The 23,497-nt window shown below is 44.6% G+C and carries 17 protein-coding genes and 1 tRNA gene; 11 read left to right on the top strand and 7 right to left on the bottom strand.

Going from position 1 to position 23,497, the window contains the following annotated elements; all coding sequences use genetic code 11:
- The first annotated feature begins 21 nt into the window (after positions 1–21).
- The 4 genes from pepF (at position 22) to GWP43_RS13850 (ending at position 4,538) form a co-directional block, all read left to right on the top strand.
- Positions 22–1,854 carry an oligoendopeptidase F gene (gene pepF, locus GWP43_RS13865; protein WP_162664648.1) on the top strand — a complete coding sequence of 611 codons (1,833 nt, stop codon included), beginning with the start codon at positions 22–24 and terminating at the stop codon, positions 1,852–1,854.
- A gap of 18 nt (positions 1,855–1,872) precedes the next feature.
- Positions 1,873–2,856, top strand: a complete 984-nt coding sequence (locus tag GWP43_RS13860) for a M28 family peptidase (protein ID WP_162664647.1) — start codon at positions 1,873–1,875, stop codon at positions 2,854–2,856.
- Between the two features lie 437 nt (positions 2,857–3,293).
- Positions 3,294–3,382, top strand: a tRNA-Sec gene (locus GWP43_RS13855).
- 16 nt (positions 3,383–3,398) lie between these two features.
- Entirely contained in the window at positions 3,399–4,538 is a 1,140-nt protein-coding gene (locus tag GWP43_RS13850) for a sigma 54-interacting transcriptional regulator (RefSeq protein ID WP_230977741.1), read from the top strand.
- Here GWP43_RS13850 and GWP43_RS13845 read toward each other — a convergent pair.
- A complete protein-coding gene (locus GWP43_RS13845) occupies positions 4,465–5,265 on the bottom strand; it encodes an RNA methyltransferase (RefSeq protein ID WP_162664646.1) in 801 nt (266 codons plus the stop codon). The genes GWP43_RS13850 and GWP43_RS13845 overlap by 74 nt on opposite strands.
- Positions 5,266–5,371: 106 nt before the next feature.
- On the opposite strand from GWP43_RS13845, the gene GWP43_RS13840 reads away from it, so the two are divergent.
- The 3 genes from GWP43_RS13840 (at position 5,372) to GWP43_RS13830 (ending at position 8,547) form a co-directional block, all read left to right on the top strand.
- A complete protein-coding gene (locus GWP43_RS13840) occupies positions 5,372–6,088 on the top strand; it encodes an SDR family NAD(P)-dependent oxidoreductase (RefSeq protein WP_162664645.1) in 717 nt (238 codons plus the stop codon).
- Between the two features lie 82 nt (positions 6,089–6,170).
- Entirely contained in the window at positions 6,171–6,728 is a 558-nt protein-coding gene (locus GWP43_RS13835; RefSeq protein ID WP_162664644.1) for an STAS domain-containing protein, read from the top strand.
- A 313-nt stretch (positions 6,729–7,041) separates the two neighbouring features.
- Positions 7,042–8,547 carry an IMP dehydrogenase gene (locus tag GWP43_RS13830; RefSeq protein ID WP_162664643.1) on the top strand — a complete coding sequence of 502 codons (1,506 nt, stop codon included), beginning with the start codon at positions 7,042–7,044 and terminating at the stop codon, positions 8,545–8,547.
- Positions 8,548–8,696: 149 nt separating this feature from the next.
- Here GWP43_RS13830 and GWP43_RS13825 read toward each other — a convergent pair whose 3' ends face one another.
- Positions 8,697–10,064, bottom strand: a complete 1,368-nt coding sequence (locus GWP43_RS13825) for an ATP-dependent 6-phosphofructokinase (protein WP_162664642.1) — start codon at positions 10,062–10,064, stop codon at positions 8,697–8,699.
- Between the two features lie 179 nt (positions 10,065–10,243).
- Between GWP43_RS13825 and GWP43_RS13820 the strand changes: the two genes are divergently transcribed.
- The 3 genes from GWP43_RS13820 to GWP43_RS13810 all read left to right on the top strand — a co-directional run bounded on the left by GWP43_RS13820 (position 10,244) and on the right by GWP43_RS13810 (position 14,215).
- A complete protein-coding gene (locus GWP43_RS13820; RefSeq protein WP_162664641.1) occupies positions 10,244–11,779 on the top strand; it encodes a DUF5312 family protein in 1,536 nt (511 codons plus the stop codon).
- A 92-nt stretch (positions 11,780–11,871) separates the two neighbouring features.
- Positions 11,872–13,380, top strand: a complete 1,509-nt coding sequence (locus tag GWP43_RS13815; protein WP_162664640.1) for an NAD(P)H-hydrate dehydratase — start codon at positions 11,872–11,874, stop codon at positions 13,378–13,380.
- 76 nt (positions 13,381–13,456) lie between these two features.
- A complete protein-coding gene (locus GWP43_RS13810; protein ID WP_162664639.1) occupies positions 13,457–14,215 on the top strand; it encodes a glycerophosphodiester phosphodiesterase in 759 nt (252 codons plus the stop codon).
- Here GWP43_RS13810 and GWP43_RS13805 read toward each other — a convergent pair.
- The 3 genes from GWP43_RS13805 to gltX form a co-directional block, all read right to left on the bottom strand.
- Positions 14,172–15,197, bottom strand: a complete 1,026-nt coding sequence (locus GWP43_RS13805; RefSeq protein WP_162664638.1) for a CDP-alcohol phosphatidyltransferase family protein — start codon at positions 15,195–15,197, stop codon at positions 14,172–14,174. The genes GWP43_RS13810 and GWP43_RS13805 overlap by 44 nt on opposite strands.
- A gap of 90 nt (positions 15,198–15,287) precedes the next feature.
- Complete coding sequence (locus GWP43_RS13800) at positions 15,288–16,640, bottom strand: glycine--tRNA ligase (protein WP_162664637.1); 1,353 nt, start codon at positions 16,638–16,640, stop codon at positions 15,288–15,290.
- Positions 16,641–16,708: 68 nt separating this feature from the next.
- Positions 16,709–18,241, bottom strand: coding sequence for a glutamate--tRNA ligase (gltX, locus tag GWP43_RS13795; RefSeq protein WP_162664636.1), 1,533 nt, complete (start codon positions 18,239–18,241; stop codon positions 16,709–16,711).
- A 209-nt stretch (positions 18,242–18,450) separates the two neighbouring features.
- Between gltX and GWP43_RS13790 the strand changes: the two genes are divergently transcribed.
- The gene (locus GWP43_RS13790; RefSeq protein ID WP_162664635.1) at positions 18,451–20,583 is read left to right on the top strand and encodes a methyl-accepting chemotaxis protein; all 2,133 of its coding nucleotides are present in this window, start codon (positions 18,451–18,453) and stop codon (positions 20,581–20,583) included.
- A 238-nt stretch (positions 20,584–20,821) separates the two neighbouring features.
- On the opposite strand, the gene GWP43_RS13785 is transcribed toward GWP43_RS13790, so the two are convergent.
- Together GWP43_RS13785 and GWP43_RS13780 are read right to left on the bottom strand one after the other, a co-directional pair.
- Positions 20,822–22,045 (bottom strand): ABC transporter permease, encoded by a 1,224-nt coding sequence (locus GWP43_RS13785; RefSeq protein ID WP_162664634.1) that lies wholly within the window; start codon positions 22,043–22,045, stop codon positions 20,822–20,824.
- A 107-nt stretch (positions 22,046–22,152) separates the two neighbouring features.
- Positions 22,153–23,376: an ABC transporter permease gene (locus GWP43_RS13780; protein WP_162664633.1), complete on the bottom strand. Its 1,224-nt coding sequence runs from the start codon at positions 23,374–23,376 to the stop codon at positions 22,153–22,155.
- Between the last annotated feature and the right edge of the window lie 121 nt (positions 23,377–23,497).

Here is a 23,497-nt window from a genome sequence, read left to right as displayed (position 1 = left end):
GCCATATTGTATAGTGAACGTATGAAAAACTCAACGGTACCCCTCCGCTCGGAGGTCGCAAAAAGCGACCAATGGGATTTAAGCAAACTTTTTACAAATGATGCAGACTGGAATGCCTCACTGAAAGACATTACCGCCGCAAAAGACCGCGTATTAACCTACAAAACCGCCTTTGCCGCACCTGAAAAACTGACTGCCGAAACGGTGCTCGGCTGTTTACAGGCTGTGGAAGCGGCGTCCCTTATTTCGGAAAAGACAAGCCATTATGCCTTTTTGATGAAGTCGGTAGATGAAAGCGATCCTAAAAACATCGAACGGGTTTCTCTCGCGATGATGGCCGACACGGAACTTTCTTCCGAAACAAGCTGGTTTATCCCCGCTTTACTGGATATTCCCGAACAGACTATCCGCGGTTGGATCGATCCTGCCGGAAAGACCGGAGCTGCTTTTGCTCCGTACAAAGTCTTTATCGAAAAACTGATCAGATTAAAGGCTCATACATTGAGCGAGAAAGAAGAAAAACTCCTTTCGCTTTTAGCCGAATCGCAGGATGTCGAACGCCGCAGCTTCTCGACGCTTACGAATGTAGACTTCCATTTCGGTTCGATTGAAACTCCCGACGGAGCGAAAGAACTTACGCAATCTTCATATTCACAGTTCTTAATCAATCCCGACCGGAATATCCGTAAGCAAGCATATATGCAATTTTACGGCACATTCGACACGTACAAAAATACGATAGCATCTTTGTACACCGGTCAAGTGCAGCAAAATATCGCGCTTGCCCGTATCCGCGGATACGGTTCCGCCCGTGAACAGGCACTCTATCCCGATAAGGTTCCGACGGAAGTATACGACAACCTTATCAGCACAATCCGGAAAAACTTGGAGCCGCTGCATCATTTTTATGCGCTTATGCAAAAATCGCTCAAACTTGATGAACTGCGGCACTACGATGTGTATGTTCCGTTGGTGGGCGAAGTGCGGCGCCACACTCCGTACAACGAAGCCGTTGATATGATTACCGAAGCGTTACAGCCGCTCGGCGATGAATATGTCACCACGCTGCGGAACGGGTTACTCGGCGGCTGGGTTGACCGGTACGAAAACAAAGGCAAGCGTTCGGGCGCTTTTTCGTGGGGCTGCTTTGAAGGCGATCCGTATATCATGGTTAACTACAAAGAGGATGTTATTCGGGATGTGTTCACCCTTGTGCATGAAGGCGGGCATTCCATGCATTCGTGGTATTCAGTGCGGAACAATCCGTTTTTAAGCTACAACTACACGATTTTTGAAGCAGAGGTTGCCTCAACCTTTAACGAGGAGCTGCTGTTCCGCTCTATGCTGAAAAACACGAGCGACCCCAAAATGCGCGCATACCTTCTGAGTATTCGTGTAAGCGATATCCTCGCGACGCTTTACCGCCAGACGATGTTTGCCGAATACGAACATATCACGCATAAGCTTGTTGAAGAGGGAACGCCGCTTACCATCGAGAACCTTCGCAGCGAGTACCGCAAACTGCTGACCGCTTACTTCGATCCCGCGATGCACTTTGAGGAATGCAGCGATCTTGAAGGCTTGCGTATCCCGCATTTTTACAATTCGTTCTATGTGTACAAATACGCAACCGGTATTTCCGCATCGCTTGCCCTTGCAGAACGGGTATGTTCGGGCGGAAAAACGGAGCGGGAGGATTACTTTAAGTTTTTAACCTCCGGCGGTTCCCGCTATCCCATCGAGTCGCTGCGGATTGCCGGTGTCGATATGGCTTCTCCCGAACCGGTTGAGGCAGCCTGTAAGCACTTTGCGCACTTAGTCAGCGAGCTTGAAAAAGCCTTAGCCGCTCTATAACCCGATTCCTCTGCCGCCGTGACTCTTGAACAAGCTCAAGCGATTATCGCTTCGCCTCTTTTCAGCGCTTTTTTAAAACCGGCGGCAGACCGGCGCACCTTTATAACGGAACGGTTGGCGACGCAAGGAATTCCCTACCGTACCGTTACTCTTCAAGATAAAACTCATATTGTTATTACCTACCGGCAATCCGCGTACAATCCCCGCTTTAAGATGAAAACGCTGATAGCGCACTATGACCGCGCCGCCGGTACACAGGGCGCAAACGATAATTCCGCCGCCTGCATACAGCTGCTGCTGTTTGCTCAAACGCTGTTGCAGAAACGGGATGCGCATAACATCCGCATCATCTTTACCGACGGTGAGGAAGCGGGTACGGATGGCATTAAAAACCAAGGGGCGTACCGTTTGGGGCAAGGCCTACGTGCGCTTTCAATGCAGCAGGATGACATCTTTGTGTTTGATATGTGCGGCAGCGGGGATACGCTCATCCTTTCAGAGTCGGGGATATACGGCAGAGAAAAGCAGAAAACGGCGGCGCTTTCCGCTCTGCATCGGCGCTGCCGCATCTATGCCGACGCCGCGTGCAGGGGGCGCTGGCTTTCGCTGCCGACTGCCTACAGCGACAACGCGGGGCTCATTTCCGCCGGATTAACCGCACAGGTTATCACCGTATTGCCGAGGACGGAAGCGGAGCTGCTGATGCGGTATATGCCGCACTCGGCTGGAACGCCCCCATCGGGTAATGTGCATTGCGCCGGATGTAATAAGTCGGCCGGTATGGAAATATCCGCCAACGAAAGCGCCGCTCAAGCGCTTCAACGGTGTATTATCACCAATGCACATGTTCCGCCTGATTCGCCGCTTGCCGCCGTCATTCCGCAGACATGGCAGCGGATGCACACGCCGCAGGACAGGCTCGAAACACTGACGCCGCAAGCCTTTATCCTAGTAGATAAAATGCTCCGGTATCTGGCGGGTGTGAAAGAAGCGGCCGGATAAAAGAACTCTAATACGCCGACTTTTGGTAATGAATCTTAGGTGATCATTTCCGGGGCGGTTTTTCAATACACAATATCGAAATAATCCAAACATTGCTTCATTACATCCTGTACGGATAGGTATGTTATCTTGCTCATTGGTACTATTTTAACATAGTATCGGCAATATATAAACAATCTTTGTATGCTTAAATTTGATTATATTTGGCCGTTCATCACTCAAGTTTATTCATGCGGCGATTCTAATATCCCTTTGCGGGGAGTGAAATATTTGTCATGTTTAAGACGGAACACTAGAGATCAAATAAGTAAAGCATAATAATCCTAAAAAGATAAAAAACCGGAAAATTTTCCTCTTGATAGCGTTAAAATTAAAAGCAGTAGGGTTGCTTAAAAGAAACTTTCACTTTATACTAAATCATAATTTCTCTTATTAATGGAAGCTGATGGGATCTGGTGGTCTTCGCGGTCTTCAAAACCGTTGGTTGCATAATTCGCAACGGCAGGTTCGATTCCTGCCTCTTCCGGTTTTCTGTTGTAGGTGTGGCTGTGCTAAGTGTTTTGTTTGTTGCAGCATTTTCGACAGATGCCGAAAAACTCGCTTGTGTGTCTAAAAAAGTTTGGTCTATAGACTATATATTGGACAATCGGGCTGTCCTACCTTGCTTAGAAGAAAAAGCCTACGATTTTCTGTTATTTGATTTTGAAGCAGGGGGCGAGTATCCGCCGAATATACTCAAAGAAATTTACGGGCAATATCCCATTTTACCTATCTTTTTATTATCACATCAGCATTGTAATTTTGTAGAAAAGGCCGCTTTTGCAACAAATATGATATTAGGATGTTTTTCTATTCCTTATGAATTCAATATATTACACAATACTATTCAAAATACGCTTGAAGGAAAAATTATCCGAATAATCGATATGTACGATATAGATCCGGTAACGGCTCCGCTCTATACGAAATTGCAGGGGCAGAGTATCGAAATTCAAATGATACGGAACTTTATTTTACAGACAGCACAGCAAAATTCTCATGTATTGCTGTACGGAGAAAGCGGTTCAGGTAAAGAAGTCGTTGCTTCGCTCATTCATTACTATTCTAAAAATCGTCCCGGTAGATATTTACCGGTAAATACTACTTGCATTGCGGAAGATCTCGCAGAGAGTTTATTGTTTGGTTCGTGTAAAGGAGCTTATACCGGAGCAATCGATAAGGAAGGTCTCTTTTCAGAGGCAGATCAAGGAACATTATTTTTTGATGAAATAGAAAATCTTACACTGAATTTGCAAGCAAAACTCTTACGGGTTCTTGAAACACACGAATATTATAAACTGGGAGGTACTCAAAAGTACTCTTCTGATTTTAGATTGATTTGTGCGACAAATTGTGATCTGCAAGAAATGGTAGATCAGGGACTCTTCCGATTAGATCTTTTTTATCGTCTTGATGTTGCCCATCTTATCGTTCCCCCGCTGCGTCAGCATAAAGAAGATATCGGAGTGCTGGCATATAATTATTTAAAACAAACGAGAAAACACTTATCACGGGAGGCTCTGTCTCTGCTGTGTAAGTATAATTGGCCGGGGAATGTCCGTGAACTTTTTAATTGTTTGGAACGGGCGGTGTTTGCAGCAAAGGCATCTCCTGTACTGTTCCCTCAGCATTTCGACATTTAACATAGCATAGCTTTTGAAAAAGTTCTTCCAAATACCGCGCTTCCCGGGCGGATAATCCCGCTCTTGCAATTATCTCCTGAAAAAAACGAATGTTATCTTCTTTCCCTGCATGTTTAAAAAGACCCATTTTACATAAACAGTCGTTGATATGTTCTGAGGTTGAGGTAACCCGCGTATAAGGGATACGCTCATAGCCGTATTTTCGGGGACTATAGGCGCGGAATAGCGTATAGCAGACGATTTGCACGGCATGCGAAAGGTTAAGCGATGGAAAATCGGGGGCTGAAGGGATATTGATGGCAACCGAGCAAACATTTAATTCCTCATCGGTAAGCCCGGTTCGTTCATTGCCGAATACAAGGCCGGTAAGTCCTTCTGCCGTATTGAAAGAAAACGAAGCGAAATCCTCCGGTGTCATGCCCCATGATTTGCGCTTTTCTCCTATGCGCCGTGTTGTTCCGGCGACAATGCAGCAATCGGCAATTGATGCTTTTAATCCCATAATTGAAGGTTCAAAAAAACGGGCTTGCTGCCATATTGTTCCGGCATGGATGGCTAACCGGAGGATCTCTTCTTCATCATAATCTTTTTTGTTTCCTATAATACGTAAATCGGAACAATTATTGTTGGCCATTGATCTGCAAACAGCGCCGATGTTACGGCTTATTTCAGGGCGGCAGAGAATAACTGCAATCGGAAGCCGTTCTTGTGAGGTTGAAGTACTCATGGTAATTATTTTGTGTAGAGAACGCTTGCTATGTCAAGTACTTCGGAGTATAATGAAAAAAGTAAGCGTGGGGACTGCCTAATAAACCGTATGGAAGGAATACGCTATGGATAATGTGCTGCAAGGTAAAAGCGCATTGGTCGTCGGCGGGACAAGTGGAATTGGATACTGCTTAGCGCAATCGCTTTTACAAGAATCTGTTTCTGTTGTGATGCAGGGACAGAGCAATTCAAAACGTGTTGCAAGTCTTTGCTGCCAAGGAAATGTAGCCTGTTTTATCTGTGATTTGCAAAAAGCCTCCTATGTGGGGGAGCTGTGCAAATATGCCAATGCTGCCGATATTCTGTGCGTCGCTTACGGTCCGTTTTTGCAAAAACCGCTTGATATGACTTCTGCTCAGGAATGGAGTGCAACAGTATATGCAAACCTTACACTGCCTGGTATACTGGTTTCATCGGCTTTAGCTGGTATGAAAGAACGGCTTTGGGGGCGTATTTTGCTGTTTGGCGGTACGGAAACTCAAGTTTTACGAGGTTTTAGAACAAATGCCGTATATGGGGCGGCAAAAACAGGCCTTATATCACTTGTAAAATCCGTGAGTATGGAATATGCTCAATATGGTATTACAGCAAATGCCGTTTGCCCGGGTTTTACCGATAGCGGTTTATTGTCGGAGAATACTCGGGCGATATGGGCGAAAAAAAATCCTGATGGTGAATTGATTAATCCGACTACAATTACGGATGCTGCGCTCTTTTTATTAAAAGAGTGCGCTTATAATGGGGTTATACTACCGGTTGATAAAGGGTGGTCGTCGTTTTAGGGCTGAGTCCCTTGAATAGGGATATGAATATAGATATAATTTTTACTTCATAACAAGGATGGATTTGACAAAGGATTGGCATATGAATGACGCAGAAATAATTCAGAGTTTCGATAACGAAAAAGACAAAAGCCTTAAAATACAACTACAAAAGGTAGAAGGGCTTGAAAAATGTATCGTGATCATTCTGTCAGGATATGTCGATACGTATAATTCAACCTTCTTTCAAAAAAGAGTTACAACCCTTATTGATGCAGGATATATTCAGATTATTTTTAACTGTGCCCATTTGGATTATGTTTCTTCTACGGGGATAGGCTCTTTTACTGCTTTCCTAAAGGCTGTAAAAGGGAAGGGCGGTGATATTGTATTGTTAAGTCTTCAGCCGAAAGTATATGAAGTGTTTCAACTGCTCGGTTTTGCAACTTTCTTTACTATCCATGATTCCTTAGAAACAGCTATTGAATTCTTTAAAAATAAAGGAGCAAATATTACTTCTCAGGTTAATCTCTTCCCCAAAATTTTTTCGTGTCCTATCTGTGCAAAGAAATTAAAGGCGCCTCGTCCAGGTCGCTTCCGCTGCTCCGAATGTAAGACTATTTTGGCGATTGATAATAACGCACAGGTTTCGCTTGGTTGATATTCGATAATATTATTACTTGTGTAGAAGTTGTGGATATCTTGTAAACTATATATCTGCATTTCTTGCCCTTTATTATATCATTTATATTGTTTTTGCTGTATAAAGTTTTATGTGTAAAAGGTTTATGCCCTTTTAATGTAAAAGGGTGTCTGTTTATATCGGTTAAAAAAAAGAGAAAATAATAGAATGATATTGCTAATAACTTGTGGATAATCTGTTATGTTGGTGAGTAAGTTGTGAATAATCGGTGCCGAATTAATACTTGATAAAAAAAGATTCCTAAAATATGATGTAACCGTAAGGAGAAATTATGGCATACTATTATGAAGAACCGTCGCATACGTTTAATGAATATCTGTTAATTCCTCGCTATACTGGTATTGAGCATAATCCACAGAATATCAATCTGCACACGCCGCTTACCCGATTTTCTACAGGGAAAAAACCGTTGTATACGCTCAATATTCCGTTAGTTTCGGCAATTATGCAGTCGGTTTCCAATGATGGTATGGCAATTTCTCTTGCAAAAGAGGGTGGGTTATCCTTTATTTTCTGTTCACAGAGTATAGAAAAACAGGCTGCAATGGTTGCTGCTGTTAAGGACTATAAAGCGGGCTTTGTAGAAAGCGATTCAAACTTAAAGCCTGAAAATACTTTGGAAGACGTGTTGCGTTTAAAGGAGAAAACGGGGCATACGACAGTTGCTGTTACTGATGACGGTACTGCACATGGGAAGTTGCTTGGTGTTATTACCGGCCGTGATTATCGCCCAAGTAGGATGGCACGGGATTTAATCGTTGCGAAATTTATGACGCCGATTGAAAAGATCCATTATGCCGGTGAAGGTGTTACCTTAAAAGAAGCAAATGATATTATTTGGGAGTATAAGCTCAATTCCCTTCCCGTCCTTGATTCAGAAGGAAAACTTGTGGCTTTTGTGTTCCGTAAGGACTATGAAAGCAAAAAAGAGCACCCGAATGAGCTACTCGACGAAAAAAAGCGTTATTTGGTTGGGGCGGGGCTTAATACTCGTGATTATGAGCAGCGTGTTCCTGCGTTGGTGGCTGCAGGCGCTGACGTTTTATGTATAGACTCTTCCGACGGCTTTTCGGAATGGCAAAAGCGTACTATTAACTTTGTAAAAAAACAATACGGAGATAAAATTCCCATCGGAGCCGGCAATGTCGTTGACGAAGATGGATTTATTTTTTTGGCGGAGGCCGGTGCCGATTTTGTCAAAGTGGGGATTGGTGGAGGCTCCATCTGCATTACCCGCGAAACCAAGGGCATAGGCCGAGGGCAGGCGACGGCACTTATCGAGGTTGCCAAAGCTCGCGATAACTATTTTAAGAAAACAGGTGTCTATATTCCTATCTGTTCTGACGGCGGTATTGTGTATGATCATCATATTACAATGGCGCTTGCAATGGGCAGCGATTTCTGTATGTTAGGGCGCTACTTTGCTCGTTTTGATGAAAGTCCGACAAATAAAATACTGGTAAACGGCAGTTATATGAAAGAATATTGGGGCGAAGGCTCATCGCGGGCACGAAACTGGCAGCGTTACGATTCCGGCGGAGACAGTAAACTCGCATTTGAAGAGGGCGTGGATTCCTATGTTCCCTATGCGGGCTCATTGCATGACGGTGTTAAAACAACACTCTATAAGGTACGTTCTACGATGTGTAATTGTGGTGTCCTCACCATTCCTGAGCTGCAACAGAATGCCAAAATAACATTGGTCTCTCCTTCCAGTATTATCGAAGGCGGTTCTCACGATGTTGTATTGAAGGATGTTCGTTCCTCTATACACTAAATAAAAGCGATGGATAGTCCAAAGACTGAAATCCTATCGATCTTTTCTGTAAGGGTAAAGATGCATTATATCCGCTGAGGAGGATTGCAAAACAGTCTCTGGATGGTTCCCTTAAATTTAACTACGCTACCGCGTTTATGCTTGTTCGACTAATGAGCAGATGTATGTTTATTGTGGTCATCGTGAGTCTTGTTTTTCATTAGAGGCGGCTGACCTGTCGCATCGAGGGTGTCGCGCCAGAGCGAGCCGTCCGGTTCGACATAGTTGCGAGAACGGACGACGACATTGATCGGCAAATGAACAAACTTATTATACATAAGACCGACAATCAACTTTGTCTTTCCCGCCATAGCGGCATGTACCGCATTATTCCCAAGCCGTTCACAGTAAATAGAGTCAACCGGCGCTGCCGGCGCTGACCGGATTTGATAGCTCGGATCGATATACTTCAAGTTGATATGAATGGATTTTGACTTAAAATAAGCATCGATTTGCTCTTTTAAGAATACGCCAATATCGGAAAGACGCTTATTGCCTGAATCGTCGGTTTCATTTTTGCTTTGCATTAAGTCTTGACCGGCTCCTTCTGCAACAACAATAACTGTGTAATGACTTTGGGCTAAGCGGTCTTCCAAATGCTTTAAAAAACCGTTTTCACCTCGCATATCGAAAGGAATTTCGGGGATAAGTACAAAGTCGACCTCATGGCTTGCAATAGCCGTGTGCGTCGCAATAAATCCCGATTCTCGTCCCATCAGCTTGACTAATCCGATACCGTTGATTTGGGACTGTGCTTCCATACGGGCGGCAGCAACTGCTTCAGAGGCTTTTACAACTGCCGTGTCGAAACCGAAGGACTTTTGAATAAACGACAGGTCGTTATCAACGGTTTTCGGGATGCCGACAACGGAGATACACAGGTCGCGTCGTTCAATTTCCTTTGCAATTTCTAAAGCGCCTTTTTGTGTTCCATCGCCTCCGATGACAAAAAGGATATTCAAATTGAGCCGCTCGATTCCGTCTACGATTTCGACAACGCGGGTACCTCCGCCTCGTGAAGTGCCGAGGATTGTTCCTCCTGTTTTATGACATGCATCGACAACCGTCGGGTTTAAGGGCATAACATCGAAATGGTAGTCCGGTAAAAGGCCTTTAAATCCGAAGCGAATGCCGCTGATTCGCTTAACGCCGTAACGTCCCCACAAACAGCGTACGACCGATCGGATCACATCATTAAGGCCGGGGCATAATCCTCCACATGTGATAATGCCTGCATGGACATGACTCGGATTAAAGAATATTTTTTCCCGCGGACCTGCTTTCTCGATAAGCTGTTCGCGTTTGAATGTCCCGTACTGCTCTCCGACCTTAGATTCCAACCGGAAGCGAATAAAATCGTCATTGGTAACGTAATTTGCAATACTGTCGCCGATTACGTTTGAAAGGTGAATAGGAGAAGGTATTTTACAGGGACAGAGTGTATCAATGGTAAAATTAAATTCTTCATTATAGCGCATGCTGTACCTCCGTTATATCGACAGTATCAAACTCCAAGGCAAGGGAGCCGTAGTTTTATCTTTCTGTAATTATCGATGATAACCTCTCCTACACTATCATAAATTTGCAGGGTTTGAAAGGGATAAAAAATTTTTTTTGATTGACAGATTTGCGGATTTTATTCATTATAGGTATATCTATGGCACAGAAAAAAGAATCTTTTCTTACACGTATATTACAGCTTTTTTTTCCACGGGATGATGCAGAGGCGATAAAGAAACGACATTTAAAAGCGTTGGCAAAGGAAATTTCAAAAAATAAATTCAGTAAGTGGTATAAACCTTCTTCGGAAGAACTCCAACCGCAGATGGCGCGGTTCTTTTTTGAGCTGTATAAAATTGTCGATCCTGCACGGGCTCTCCTTGCAAGTGCCGCCTCGTCAAAGGTTCTCAAGAGTATCACCGTAGAGCAAAATTTGTCAAAACGACAGCATCAAATACGGGAAAAACTGACGCCTGAAGCCATCAAGGAACGTGCAAAAACGACCAATCAAAAAGAATTGAGTATTCAGGTACAGAAAGAATTTGATGCCTTTATGCGTGAGTTTGACGGCAAGAAGATAGACGAGATTGATACACAGTATCGGCAGCTCAATGAATTTATCCACTTTGTGCTGTTTGATTATTATTTCTTTTTAAAAAAATTCGATCCCGCTTTGCCGGAAGACAAATTTTCTTATACGCCAAACTTTGCTACTGTTAATGGCGAGTACCTTAAAGATGAATTAAAAGATTTTATCGTTGTGCTAAACGGACTTTCGCTTGATGCAAATTGGGAGAAGCTTTTCGCAATTATTACCGCATACAAGAATGTACAGCCGGTTAATGCTCCTCTGTGGAAAAAGCATCTGAGCCTTTTAAACGATGTCCGTCGTTCCCATATCTTAGAAAAAATTATTCAGCATATTACAAAAGATACTGCCTACACGGTCGAAATCAGTCCCTTCACCGAAAAGGTAACTGATGATTATCTTAAGCAAATAGAACGGTCGATTGATAATACGTTAAGAGACATTGTTATGGAGCAAAAGAATTCTCAGGTAGCAATGCTCGTGCAGCGTGTATTCGGAAATGTGATTTCGTCAGGTACTAAAAACTATAATCCGCGTTCCAATGCAGCATTTGAAAAACGGGGACTTGAAGGTTATATCTATGCTGATGCAATGAACTACCTTAAATCGTTTTTAGTCGAGTACTTTAAAAGTGATATCCGGGCTCTATCCGATTTAATTTTAGTACGTGGGCAATGGACACAGCAGGTGCTTTCTGCCGAATATTCCGAAAGCTACCACAATTTGATGCATATTTCGACTAAGCTTTTGGAGTTTGACGAAAAACTGTCAGAGGTTTCCGAAATGGGGGTTAAATTCCGCACGCTGTTGTCGCGAATGGAGCGGGAAAAAGAAGCCGGTCGTCAAGTGCAAAAACACTTGGATACCGTTAACGAAGCTGCTCTTAAACTGCTTAAAGTTGCTATTAAAAATATTATGACGCTTGGAAATGCTATAAAGAATTGTATTGCCGACTATGATAAACCCCATCGAGATTTACTGCAAAATTGGAAGGAAATTGAACAGCATTCCGACAAGCCGATACGGGAATGGATGACCGCTGTCTATACAAAAATTTATAACTTTATCATGTTGGAACAAGTGGTCTTAAAGAAAGAAGATTAGAAACGACTCAGAAATACAATCCTCATCTGCCGCTTTAATTCCGCAGTTCTCATGTGATGAATAACCTAACGTCTTTTTGAGAGGCTTTTTTGATGGAAAAGATATTTGACTCGGTACGAGAGCTGGATAAGCGGGCGGAAGATGCCTTTAATCTAAAAAACGGTGTACTGATGGAGCATGCTGCCTGCGGCATGGTTGAACGTATCCGAAATCTTCTTTCATCACGTTTATTGTACCCACAAAATATACAGGGACGTTCGAGGCAGAACAATGCTTTGGATTTACCGTCTTCGCACATAAAATTTCCACAGGCAGAATTACCGCTTGTACAGATTGTCTGCGGTTCGGGTGATAACGGCGGTGACGGGTATGCTCTTGCACGGATTCTCGCCGATTTTTGTCTTGTTCGCGTTGTCTTAGTAAAAGAGCCGAAATCCCCCTTGTGCAAATTACAGCAAGATCGGCTTAGTCTGCTTGGCATACCGATAACGGACATGTTACAGGAGCATTGCGATGTACTTGTTGATGCGGTGTTCGGTACGGGAATCCGCGGCAGCCTCGATAGCGAAATGAGCGCTTTGATTGAGCGGATGAATGCGGTACAGGGCTATAAAATTGCCTGTGATATTCCGAGCGGTTTAAACGAATTCGGTATGCCATCTCCTGTTGCGTTTCGCGCCGATGAAACCTGTACGATGGGTGCCCTCAAAACAGCACTCTATGCCGACGCTGCGAAGGATTATACCGGGGCTATTCATGTTTGTAATCTCGGCCTGCCGCGGCGCTGCTACGAAGGTGAGACCGGCACCTTTCTCTTGTCGGTAGAGGATATGAAGCTGCCTCACCGCAGCGTGCAAAATACCCACAAGATGAGCTACGGACACGGCCTTTTTTTCTGTGGTGAAAAAACCGGCGCTTGTATGCTTGCTGCTTCAGCTGCTCTTCACTTCGGAATCGGTTTGGTTACCGTGTTCGGAGAGCCTGTATCTGCCGCTCCATTCGATTTTATGTATACGTTACAGCTGCCCGAAAACTTTTCGGCAGCAATGGTCGGCTCCGGATTAGGGCGAAATTCCGATACACAGGCTCGGGCGCTCGGCTTCCTTTCACAAGAGCACGTTCGGGAACTGCCTCTCATTCTTGACGCCGATATACTGCATAACACCAAACTGCCTACACTGCTGTCGCTTTTCAAAGCACCTATTTTAACGCCGCATCCAAAGGAGTTCCAAAGTCTGCTTGCAAATAGCGGACTTGCGCAGGTAAGTGTCGCCGAAATACAGGAGCACCGGTTTGAATATTTGCGGCTGTTTTGCGGCGCTTTTCCTCAGGCAGTCATAGTATTGAAAGGCGCTTATCCGCTGATTGGCTGCGGAAACCAAGTATTTGTGAACCCGCTTGGAACCAATGCGCTCGCCAAAGCGGGGGCTGGTGATGTCTTGAGCGGGATGATTACCGCATTAGCGGCTCAAGGATATCCATCTCTGGAGGCTGCGTATACCGCGAGCCTTGCTCATGCCGAGGCTGCAAAACTATTGTATACTTCCGACTACGGTTTAACGGCGAGTGCACTTGCACAAGCTACCGGTAGGCTGAAATAGGAAAAATAGAACAACCTATGGCCATGCTCACCTTAAAAAGTGTACATCATTGCCCCCTCTGTGCTATAATCCCGTCATGATGGAAAAAACAATGCTTAATATTGCGCACAGGGGATTCCGCAGCCGGTACCCTGAAAACACCATGCTTGCCTTTCGGAAAGCGGTGGAAGCCGGCTGTGACGGGATAGAGTTTGATGTGCATCTTTCAAAAGATGGTGAAGCGGTTATTATTCACGATGAAACAGTTGACCGCACGACTGATGGTACGGGTTTGGTCGGGCAGAAAACATATCGTGAGTTAAGAGCGTTGAATGCCGCGAAGCCGCATCCCGAAACGATAGATTTTGCTCCGATCCCTTCATTGCGAGAATATTTTGAATATATTGCGGAACAGCCACACATCATTTCGAATATCGAATTAAAAACGGGCGTTTTTATCTATGAAGGAATTGAAGAAGTTGTGTATCGACTGATGAAGGAATATAAACTGATTAATCGCTGTATCGTCTCGTCTTTTAATCATGAAAGCGTACTGCGGATGAAGAAGATCGATCCGGTGGTAACGTGCGGATTATTGGTAGACAGTTGGCAAATTCATCCTGAGCAGTATGTGCGGAACCTCGGTATCGAATGTTATCACCCATCAGCTTATTGTGTAACGCCTGAACTGGTTGGGGCTTTGCACCGGGCTGGTATCCGCATCAATCCATGGTTCGGCAGCATTCAGTGCGATTACCGGCAGCTGATTGAAATGGAGGTAGACAGTCTTATTACTGACTACCCCGATCGGATTACCGCGTTGCTGAAAGATCTTCATCCGGCGGCGGCGGATTAATCCAATACCAATACTGCCGGTTTATTCTGACAAACGAGATAAATTTTATCGCAACCCGCACTACCAAATATACAATTTGTATATGCTGAATAAGTGAAGTATAATTCGGGATCAAAAAGAATAATATGAATGAAAGAGGGATGATAACATCCGGCAAGCATTCTCGGCTATCAAGGTTGGTTGCTGCTAAAAGCGAAGAAAGGAAAAATACATTATAGAAACTTACCACACCCGTGATATATACTATATTCTTATTCCCAAAGAGATAGGCAGCTGTGTAGGTAACGGCGAACGATAGTATTAAATGTGCAATGAGGCGGGCAGAAATTGCGCGAGATCGGACAATTGAATGAATTGCGGAGATTGCTGTTCCCGTCATAATAGTAATAATCAGAGCTTCTCCACCTGTTATATTGAAAAGGAGAACTGTGTCTGCTGCCGCGTGGATCGACGGTATTGACATAAGCCACGATGTCAAACCGATTGCAATGATTCCTTCATTGGATCCGAGTTTTCCAAAGCACATTACCCGCCGCTTATAGCGTTCCCAGAAACTTCCGATTTGCCCGGCATATAGATTAAAGAAACCTATTGTAATGAGAGCCGGTTTTGTTACCTTGAAAGATATCATCAGAATACCCATTAAAAGACCGGTCACAAAACAGTCTAAAAAATGGTCAAAATATTCACCAAGCGGTGAACCGGTGCCTGTTTTTCGGGCTTGCTTTCCATCGGCACAATCGCCGGTCAGATAAATCAGTGCAAGTACTGGAATAAGCCACCAGTGCTCGTACCTTCCGACATAGTACCCATGTACTGCAACACAAAAAGCAGTAATAATACAAAGAAAGGATGAAAATGTAATAAAATTTGCCGGTACACGATAAGGTAAAATTGCTACCAATGGATTAACGAAAAACTTATATAATATCGGCGACAGAATAGATTGATCTTCTGCACTATATGAATATTTTTTAGCCATAGAAAACTCCGCGTAAGAGAGTGTTGCTTCCCGTATAACACTCGTGCTGCTGGTTATGCTGTACGTCTGCATTATACGGGAAAATATTGCCTACGCTCTTGTATAATTTTTTATTTCTGTTCTAATTCGGTTTGCAAGTTCGGTACGGGGAATACGCACCTGTTCCATAGAATCGCGGAAGCGTAAGGTAACGGTTCCGTCTTCTTTGCTGTCATAATCGACGGTAACGCAGAATGGAGTGCCCGCCTCATCCTGACGGCGATATCGCTTACCGATTGCTCCTGATTGGTCATAGTCGGTACGGAAGTCTTCACGTAATTCCGCTTGAATATCCTGTGCAAGCTCCGCAAGGCCGTCTTTTTTCATCAAAGGTAACACTGCTACGGTAATCGGCGCAATAACCGGATGGAAATGCAACACGGTTCGCCAATCGTCATCATTGCCTTTGTCGGCAACTTTTTGCTCTTCGTACGCATCGCAGAGGAACATTAAGAGGTTGCGGGTTAAACCGGCTGAGGTTTCGATGATGTACGGAATATACCGTTCGTTGCCGTTATCCTGATCAATATACTGCATATCCTTACCGGAATATTCGGTATGGCGGGTCAGGTCAAAATTGGTGCGGTTGTGTACGCCTTCAAGCTCTTTAAAGCCCATCGGGAATTCATATTCAATATCGTAGGCGTCTTTTGCATAGTGAGCAAGCTCATCCGGGCCATGCTGATGCCAGCGCAACTTATCCATGCGGACACCGTGCTTTTTGTAGAACGCCCACCGCTGTTCACGCCAGTAGTTGAACCATTCGTCGTCGGTACCGGGCTTTACAAAAAACTGCATTTCCATCTGCTCAAACTCGCAGGTACGGAAGATAAAGTTTTTCGTTACAATTTCGTTTCTGAATGCCTTACCGATCTGCGCAATACCGAAAGGGATTTTCATACGGTTGGCTTGCGCAACGTTTTTATAATTCACGTAAATACCCTGTGCGGTTTCGGGGCGTAAGTAGATGAGGTTGCTGTTATCGTCCGTCGGCCCGATATGGGTTTTAAACATTAAATTGAACTTTCGTACATCGGTAAGCTCGCCGCCGCAGTCGGGACATTCTTTTTTTGCTAACTTGTTCTGATCAATCTGGTCGGCACGGAAGCGTGCTTTACACTTCTTACAGTCAACCAGCGGATCGGTAAAGTTTTCCACATGTCCCGATGCTTCCCACACGCGCGGGTGCATCAAAATAGCTGCGTCGATACCGACAATTGAGTTGTGCAGCTGGGTCATTTCCTTCCACCATGCGCGGGCGATATTGTTTTTTAATTCAACACCGAGCGGACCGTAATCCCATGCCCCGTTCTGTCCTCCGTAAATTTCAGAAGACTGAAACACAAAGCCGCGCCTTTTGCATAGGCTGACGATTTTTTCCATTGAAATTGCGTGATCTTCCATACTGTAAACTCCTCGTTTGGTTATTAAAGGCATCTGCCGGAACTCGCGGTTAACGAGGCTGCGCCATATCAGCAGCCGAAGTTAAACCGTTCTTTCAAAGTTTTTTCGATGCGGGCAATAGAACGATCTATACCTAAGATCTGTATCGAACCGACCAGCGGCGGACTTACGCGGCTGCCGGTAATTGCCATACGCATCGGCATCATAAAGTCGCCCAATTTAACGCCCGTCGCTTCTGCTTCCGCGCGGAACACCTCGCTTGCAGCGTGTTCATCAAGGTTTGCAATTGAGGGTAATACGGTTTTTGCTTTCTCCAGCACAGCCCGCGTCTTTTCTGCATCCAACTTTTTGGGGATAATCTCTTCTGCAGGCGGAACTGCCGGCTCTTCGAAGAGGAAGCGCACCATTTGCGGGGCTTCCGTTAAAAAGTGGAGGCGTTCTTTAATCAACGGCATCACCTTCATCAGCATTGCCTTTTGTTCATCGGTAGGTTTAAGCAGCGTCTGGTCGACAAAACGTAATCCGGCTGCTTCACGAGCTTTTTGATCCTGCTCACCGAAGATACCGGAGTTCGCAATAAACGGCCATGTTAACTCAAAGAGTTCTTCATCGGTTTTAAGCCGCATATACTGCCCGTTAAACCATTCCAACTTTTTATAGTCGAAAATCGCCGGAGCCTTGTTGATGTGTTCGGGATTAAAGCGTTCACCCAATTCCTGGAGCGAGAACATATCTCGCCCTTCCTCATAAGAGCAACCGAGCATCGCAACATAGTTGATAATCGCTTCTTTTAAATAGCCGTTGTTGCGGAATTCGTTACAGCTGGTCGCACCATGCCGTTTAGAAAGCTTATGCCCGTCATTCCCCATAACCATCGGCAAATGGCAAAAATCGGGATGTTCCCAGCCGAACGCTTTATACATAATAACATGCATCGGCGTTGAGGGTACCCATTCCTGCGCACGCATAACATGCGTAATCTTCATTAAGTGATCATCGACAACGTTCGCCAAATGATAGGTGGGGAAGCCGTCGCTTTTCAGCAAGATGGGATCGGGGTTGATGTCTTCGTTTTTCCACTCGATTGTACCGAGAAGGACATCGTGGAATACCGTTGTTCCTTCAAGCGGCACCTTGAGGCGGATAACATAGGGCTTTCCCGCTGCGATATTCGCATCGATTTCTTCCTGCGTTAAATTGCGGCAGTGCCGGTCATATCCCGGAGGCATTTTATTCATGGTTTGAATTTTTCTGATGCGTTCGAGCCGTTCTTCATCGCAAAAACAATAATAGGCATGACCGCTTTTGACGAGTTTATCCGCATACTCGCGGTATAATTCGGAACGTTGAGACTGAATATAGGGGGCATACGGACCGCCGCGGGAGCCGCCTTCATCCCAGTCAATTCCAAGCCAGTCAAGGGTATCGTAAAGATTTGTTTCATATTCGGCGGCATAGCGGGTTTGGTCGGTATCTTCTATACGCAAGATGAATTTTCCGCCGGTAGCGCGGGAAAAAAGATAATTAAATAACGCGGTACGTACTCCGCCAATGTGCTGAAATCCTGTCGGAGACGGGGCATAACGGCTTCGGGTTTCCATATTTTTCTCCTAATCACTTTTTAAGAAAATGATAGTTCACTATTATAGAAAGTTTTATCTTTTTGAGCAAGTGTATGGTTCTGCCAGCAACGTTGCCTGAGCAAGTTGACGGATTTGTTAACTATAGTATATAATATAAAGAATTATTCAGAGATCATATTAATAAATGTATTAGTTACCATTACCAATTAGCAATTGGAGACACCATAATGAAAAAAGCACTTTCAATTCGTTTTAGACTTTTACGTGCGATCACTATAACGATCATTTCGATTATCGGTTTTATTAGTGCAGTTGTCGGTTATGAACTTTACAAAAGAAATACTGCATTGTTTAACGAGTTTACCGCTCAGCAATTTTTCAACGTTGAGAAATCGATCAACCTCCTCATGCAAAAGGGTGAGAATGTTGTTACCATGCTTGCTTCGCATCCTGCTGTACGAGGAGCCGATGATACTATTTATAATTATACGATAGAAGCACAAAAATCGGGAAGAATATATACGCATACTGGAAAAACGGAACAGGAGCTTGTAACGTTGTTTAAAGCTATAGAGGAAAGCTTCTCCGAATTCCAAGATGTCTATATGGGGACTCGATGGGGAGGAATTGCAACTTCATGGTCTGGGGAAGACGAGCTAGGGTATGATCCTCGCCAAAGATCATGGTATAAACAAGCCGCCGAAGCAAATGGAGCTATAGTTATCACACCGGTATATATTGCTACAGATGGTACTCCTGTCGTAGCGGTCGCAAAGGCTATAAAAGACGGTAACGGTACATTATTAGGATGTGTCGGTGTTGATATTAATTTGTCTGATTTAACATCATTTATCAGCAGTGTCAAAATAGGGAATACGGGATACTGTATGCTCGTGCAAGATGACGGGATGATTTTAGCGGATGCAGCCCATAGTGCATTCATTTCTAAGAACCTAAGTGATGTCGATGCCGCTTTCGCGAAAATCACTCAAAAAAAGGAAGGTTCCGTTTTTATTACATTGGACGGAAAACAGAGAAAAGCTTATATCTTTCCGTTTCCCGAATTAAGATGGAAGCTTATTGTCATTGTGGAACAAAGGGAAATCCTTTCGTTGTTTTATGCGCTAGTCAGAATTATGATTCTCATCGGGCTGTTGATGTTTGTTATATATTTCACATTGGCGATTATCGCTGCCCGTGCACTAAAGCGGTATTTTGCGAGACTTGAATCTATGTTTGAAAAAATTGCGGCGGGAGATCTTACCGATCGCGTAGCGGTAAAACGTAATAACGAAATCGGGCGGCTTATGACAAATTTGAATATGGCGATAGAACATACCCACACTATGTTGACCGTTTTAAAAGAAGAAGCCGATAAAATGACGGCGATCGGTTCCGACTTATCAAGCAATATGGAAGAAACGGCTGCCGCGGTAAAACAGATAAGTAGCAATGCCACAACGGTAAAGGAAAAAGCGTTAATGCAAGCAGCCGGTGTAACGGAAACAGCTGCAGCCGGTGAGCAGATTCAAGGAAAATTAAACCTGCTTGTTGAAGGGATTACAAGGCAGTCGGAAAGTATTACGCAGTCTTCGGCGTTAATAACACGCACTGCGGAAAATATGCTTCGTATTAATAAAATACTTTCACAAAATGATGAATTGATTAAAACCGTATACGGTCAAATGAAAGCGGGAACAGACGGGGCACGGGCAGCAAATGAGTTTGTCAAGAAAATTGCGGAACGATCGGAAGCGCTGCTGGAAGCGAGTCAGGTCATTCAAAATATCGCCAGCCAAACAAATCTTTTAGCGATGAACGCCGCAATTGAAGCTGCCCATGCCGGAGAATCGGGCAAAGGGTTTGCCGTCGTTGCCGATGAAATTAGAAAACTAGCCGAAGAATCCAATATGCAGGGAAAACAGATCGGCGCGGTTATAAAAGAATCAACCGAAATTATCGCGCAAGTTTCAGAGGCGGGTATACAAGCGGAGAAAACTTTTACCGATGTTTATGGACTTATCAGTAACATTTCGGAGAAAGAAGATTCGATTGTAGACCTTATGCGGGAACAGGAAGAAAACGGTACGCAAGTTTTATCGGCTATCGAGACTATCAATAAGGTGACGAAAGATGTAAGCACCGCTTCCATAGAAATGCTTGAAGGCGGTAAGCAAATTGCCGAAGAGATGCAAAAATTGGCGGAAATTACACGGGAAACAACCGACAGTATGACCGAAATAGCCTCCGGCGCAGAGCAAATAACCGATGCTGTAGAAGAGGTTGTTTCTATTACAGAGCAAAATAAAACCAGTATTGATCATCTTGCGCAAGAGGTGGGAAAATTCAAAATCAATTAGGGGAAGACTTTTCTTTTTTTTCGATAAAAAGAAAAGTCTTCCCCTATGACCCCATCTAAAGAAAAACGGCGACTTAGGGCTCTGCCCTAAGAACCCGCTTTATTTCCAAGGATGGTTCTAAGATAAAAGCCAGGCAGTTATGATTTTCACGATAACACGTATCAGTACCGCCATGGATGGCGGTGGTTTCATACAGGCACGAGATTTGCGCTTGTCACAAATCCACCCGAATCATCAATCAATCCGCCAAGGCTTTAACCGGATCGAGCCGCGCGGCTTTAACTGCAGGGCGGAGACCGAAGAAAATACCGATGGTTATGGACACGGCAAATGCAATAACCGAACCGCTAATATTCGGGCTAAAGACCATCTTGAAGTTGTCGGACTGAAAAACCGTTTGTACCAAAAGCATGCTAAGCCCTCCTCCAAGCAACATACCGAATATCCCGCCCGTCAAACTCAACGTCGCGGACTCAACTAAAAACTGATTGCGTATTACCGCTTCACTTGCGCCGAGCGCCTTGCGGATTCCGATTTCCTTTTTTCGTTCCGTTACGGTAACCAGCATAATATTCATAATGTTAATGCCGCCGACCAGAAGCGACATAACCGCAATCACGGTAAGCACCACGCTGATAAGAGCGATTTGCGAATTGATTTGATTCAGTATATCTTTTTCCGAAAACGTCCATAAGGTGTTTTCAGCTTTTGCAAACGAATCGGAAAACGCCTTTATCTGCGCCGTTGCTTTGTCAATATATGCCGGATCGTAAATCTGCACCGAAGCGAGATCGGAATCATTTTTACCGATACCCATATCCTCTGTAACAAATGAACGTGGCACCATAAAAGAACCGATACTGGAAAACCGATTGCGCGGCTTTACAACACCGCATACCTCAAACGAAAATGGAATAAACTGGCGCCCCTGATTATACGGAACGGTAAGCGTAACTCTTTTCCCGATAGCGTTTCCTTCGGGGAATAGCACCTTCGCTTCATCTTCAACCAGAATAATCTTGTGCCGCCGGTTTGCAAAATCATCAAGACTAAAGCTTTTCCCATAAGACCATTCGTACCCGTTTGCTTCAAGCGCACCGTATTCAATACCGACTATCCGCTGATTTTTCAGATAAAACGAATTATGTGAAACCGTTGCGTTGAAAAGGCCTGAATAAAATACGTCTTTTACGAGCGGTACATTTTTCTCTAATGCGTTACGGTATTTTTCAGTCAGCTTGATATGATACTTTTGTTTATCAAAATCCCAGCGAGGCTCAATTTGAATCATATTCATCGTATCAAGATTGAATAACTTCGCCATGCTTACCTTCATAGAGCTTCCGATATTGCTGATAACCGTCACAACGGTAACGCCGATTGCAATGCCCAACAGGGACAGTACCGTCCGCAATTTTTTGCTGCGGAAATTGCCGAATGCATTGATAAAATCTTCCAGCATACTTATTCCTTAATCAGTACCGACATGGATGTCGGTGATATACAGCAGTAACCTGTTTTGCATAAGCGCAAAACAGGACGTAAACACGGTACATGGAAGTACCGTGTTTACGTTTCTTCCAGCGCCTTGACGGGATCGAGTTTGCCGGCCTGCCATGCGGGGTACAGCCCGAAGAAAATACCTGCTCCTGCAGAAATCAAAAACGCCATCAACGCACCCCGCATATTGAACGATAACACAACGTCGCTACCGCCTGAAAACTGAGATAAAATGGGCGTAACGGCAACAAGACTGATTAAAAAACCTGCTGCAAGACCGATACCGCCGCCAACAATACTGATAGCTGCCGATTCCGTTAAGAACTGCGAAAGGATAGCCCCCGTCGTAGCGCCGATTGCTTTACGGATGCCGATTTCCTGCCGCCGCTCCGCAACCGTTACGAGCATGATATTCATAATACCGACACCGCCTATCAACAGTGAAAGCCCTGCAATACCGGACAGCACGGCGGCAATCATCGCAAGACTGCTCTGAACCTGTTTTTGCATCGACTGCGCCGACCATATCCGTACCGCATTTTTACTGTTTGCATATTCGTCGGAGGCTGCTTTAATCGCCTCTTCAACAGCTTCGATATCCATTACGGTATCGTACAATTCAACATCAACCGAGTCAGCTTCCTTTCGGCCGAATTGCAGCCTTATAAATGAATGCGGTATCAATACAAACCGCTGCATCTGCCCTACCGTCGTCTGTTTTGTTTTGAGCACGCCGATAACCGTACACGTAAAAAGGAGCGGCGCAGCATTTCCATTGTCCACCGACAGCGTCAGCGTTTTACCTACGGCGCTTCCTTCCGGAAATAGGCCTTTGGCAATATCTTCCCCGATAATAACCTTCTGCGCACCGCTCATAAAATCCGAAGCGGTAAATCCCGTGCCGTATTCAAGATGCCATTTCTGCGCTTCCATATACCCGTATTCTACACCGAAACATTCCTTCGTGCCGGCGTTCAGGCGGCCACGCATGACCGCGGCATTAAACGAATCAAACCAAAAAACGCGTTTTATCTGCGGTATCTTTTTTTTCAGCATATCGGCATAGCGGTCGTTAAAAGTAATCGCAGAATTCCGCCACGACGAAGGCCACACGGCTACTATCGAACTGCTGAAATCCTTAAACACCAAAGCAACGCTTGCCTCCAGCGAACGGCTTAAATTCATCGTAATAACAACCGAGCATACACCAATCATAATCCCTAAAAGCGAAAGGAGCGTGCGCATCTTATTGTGCCGGAAGTTCTGCAATGCTGAAAGGATGTCTTCAAACATGGGCGCCATCCCGTATGTGTTGTATATGTAATCTCATAGGTTCTCCTAGAAAATTCGTAATATCAATATCTGCCGGTCAAATCCTTTTCCACAGGAAAAATGACGTTACAAGAAGCGGGTG

It is taken from the genome of Treponema vincentii (genome assembly GCF_010365865.1).
Taxonomy (GTDB): domain Bacteria; phylum Spirochaetota; class Spirochaetia; order Treponematales; family Treponemataceae; genus Treponema.
Note: the sequence above shows the minus strand (reverse complement) of the source record. Positions and strands in the feature narration are given on the sequence as shown.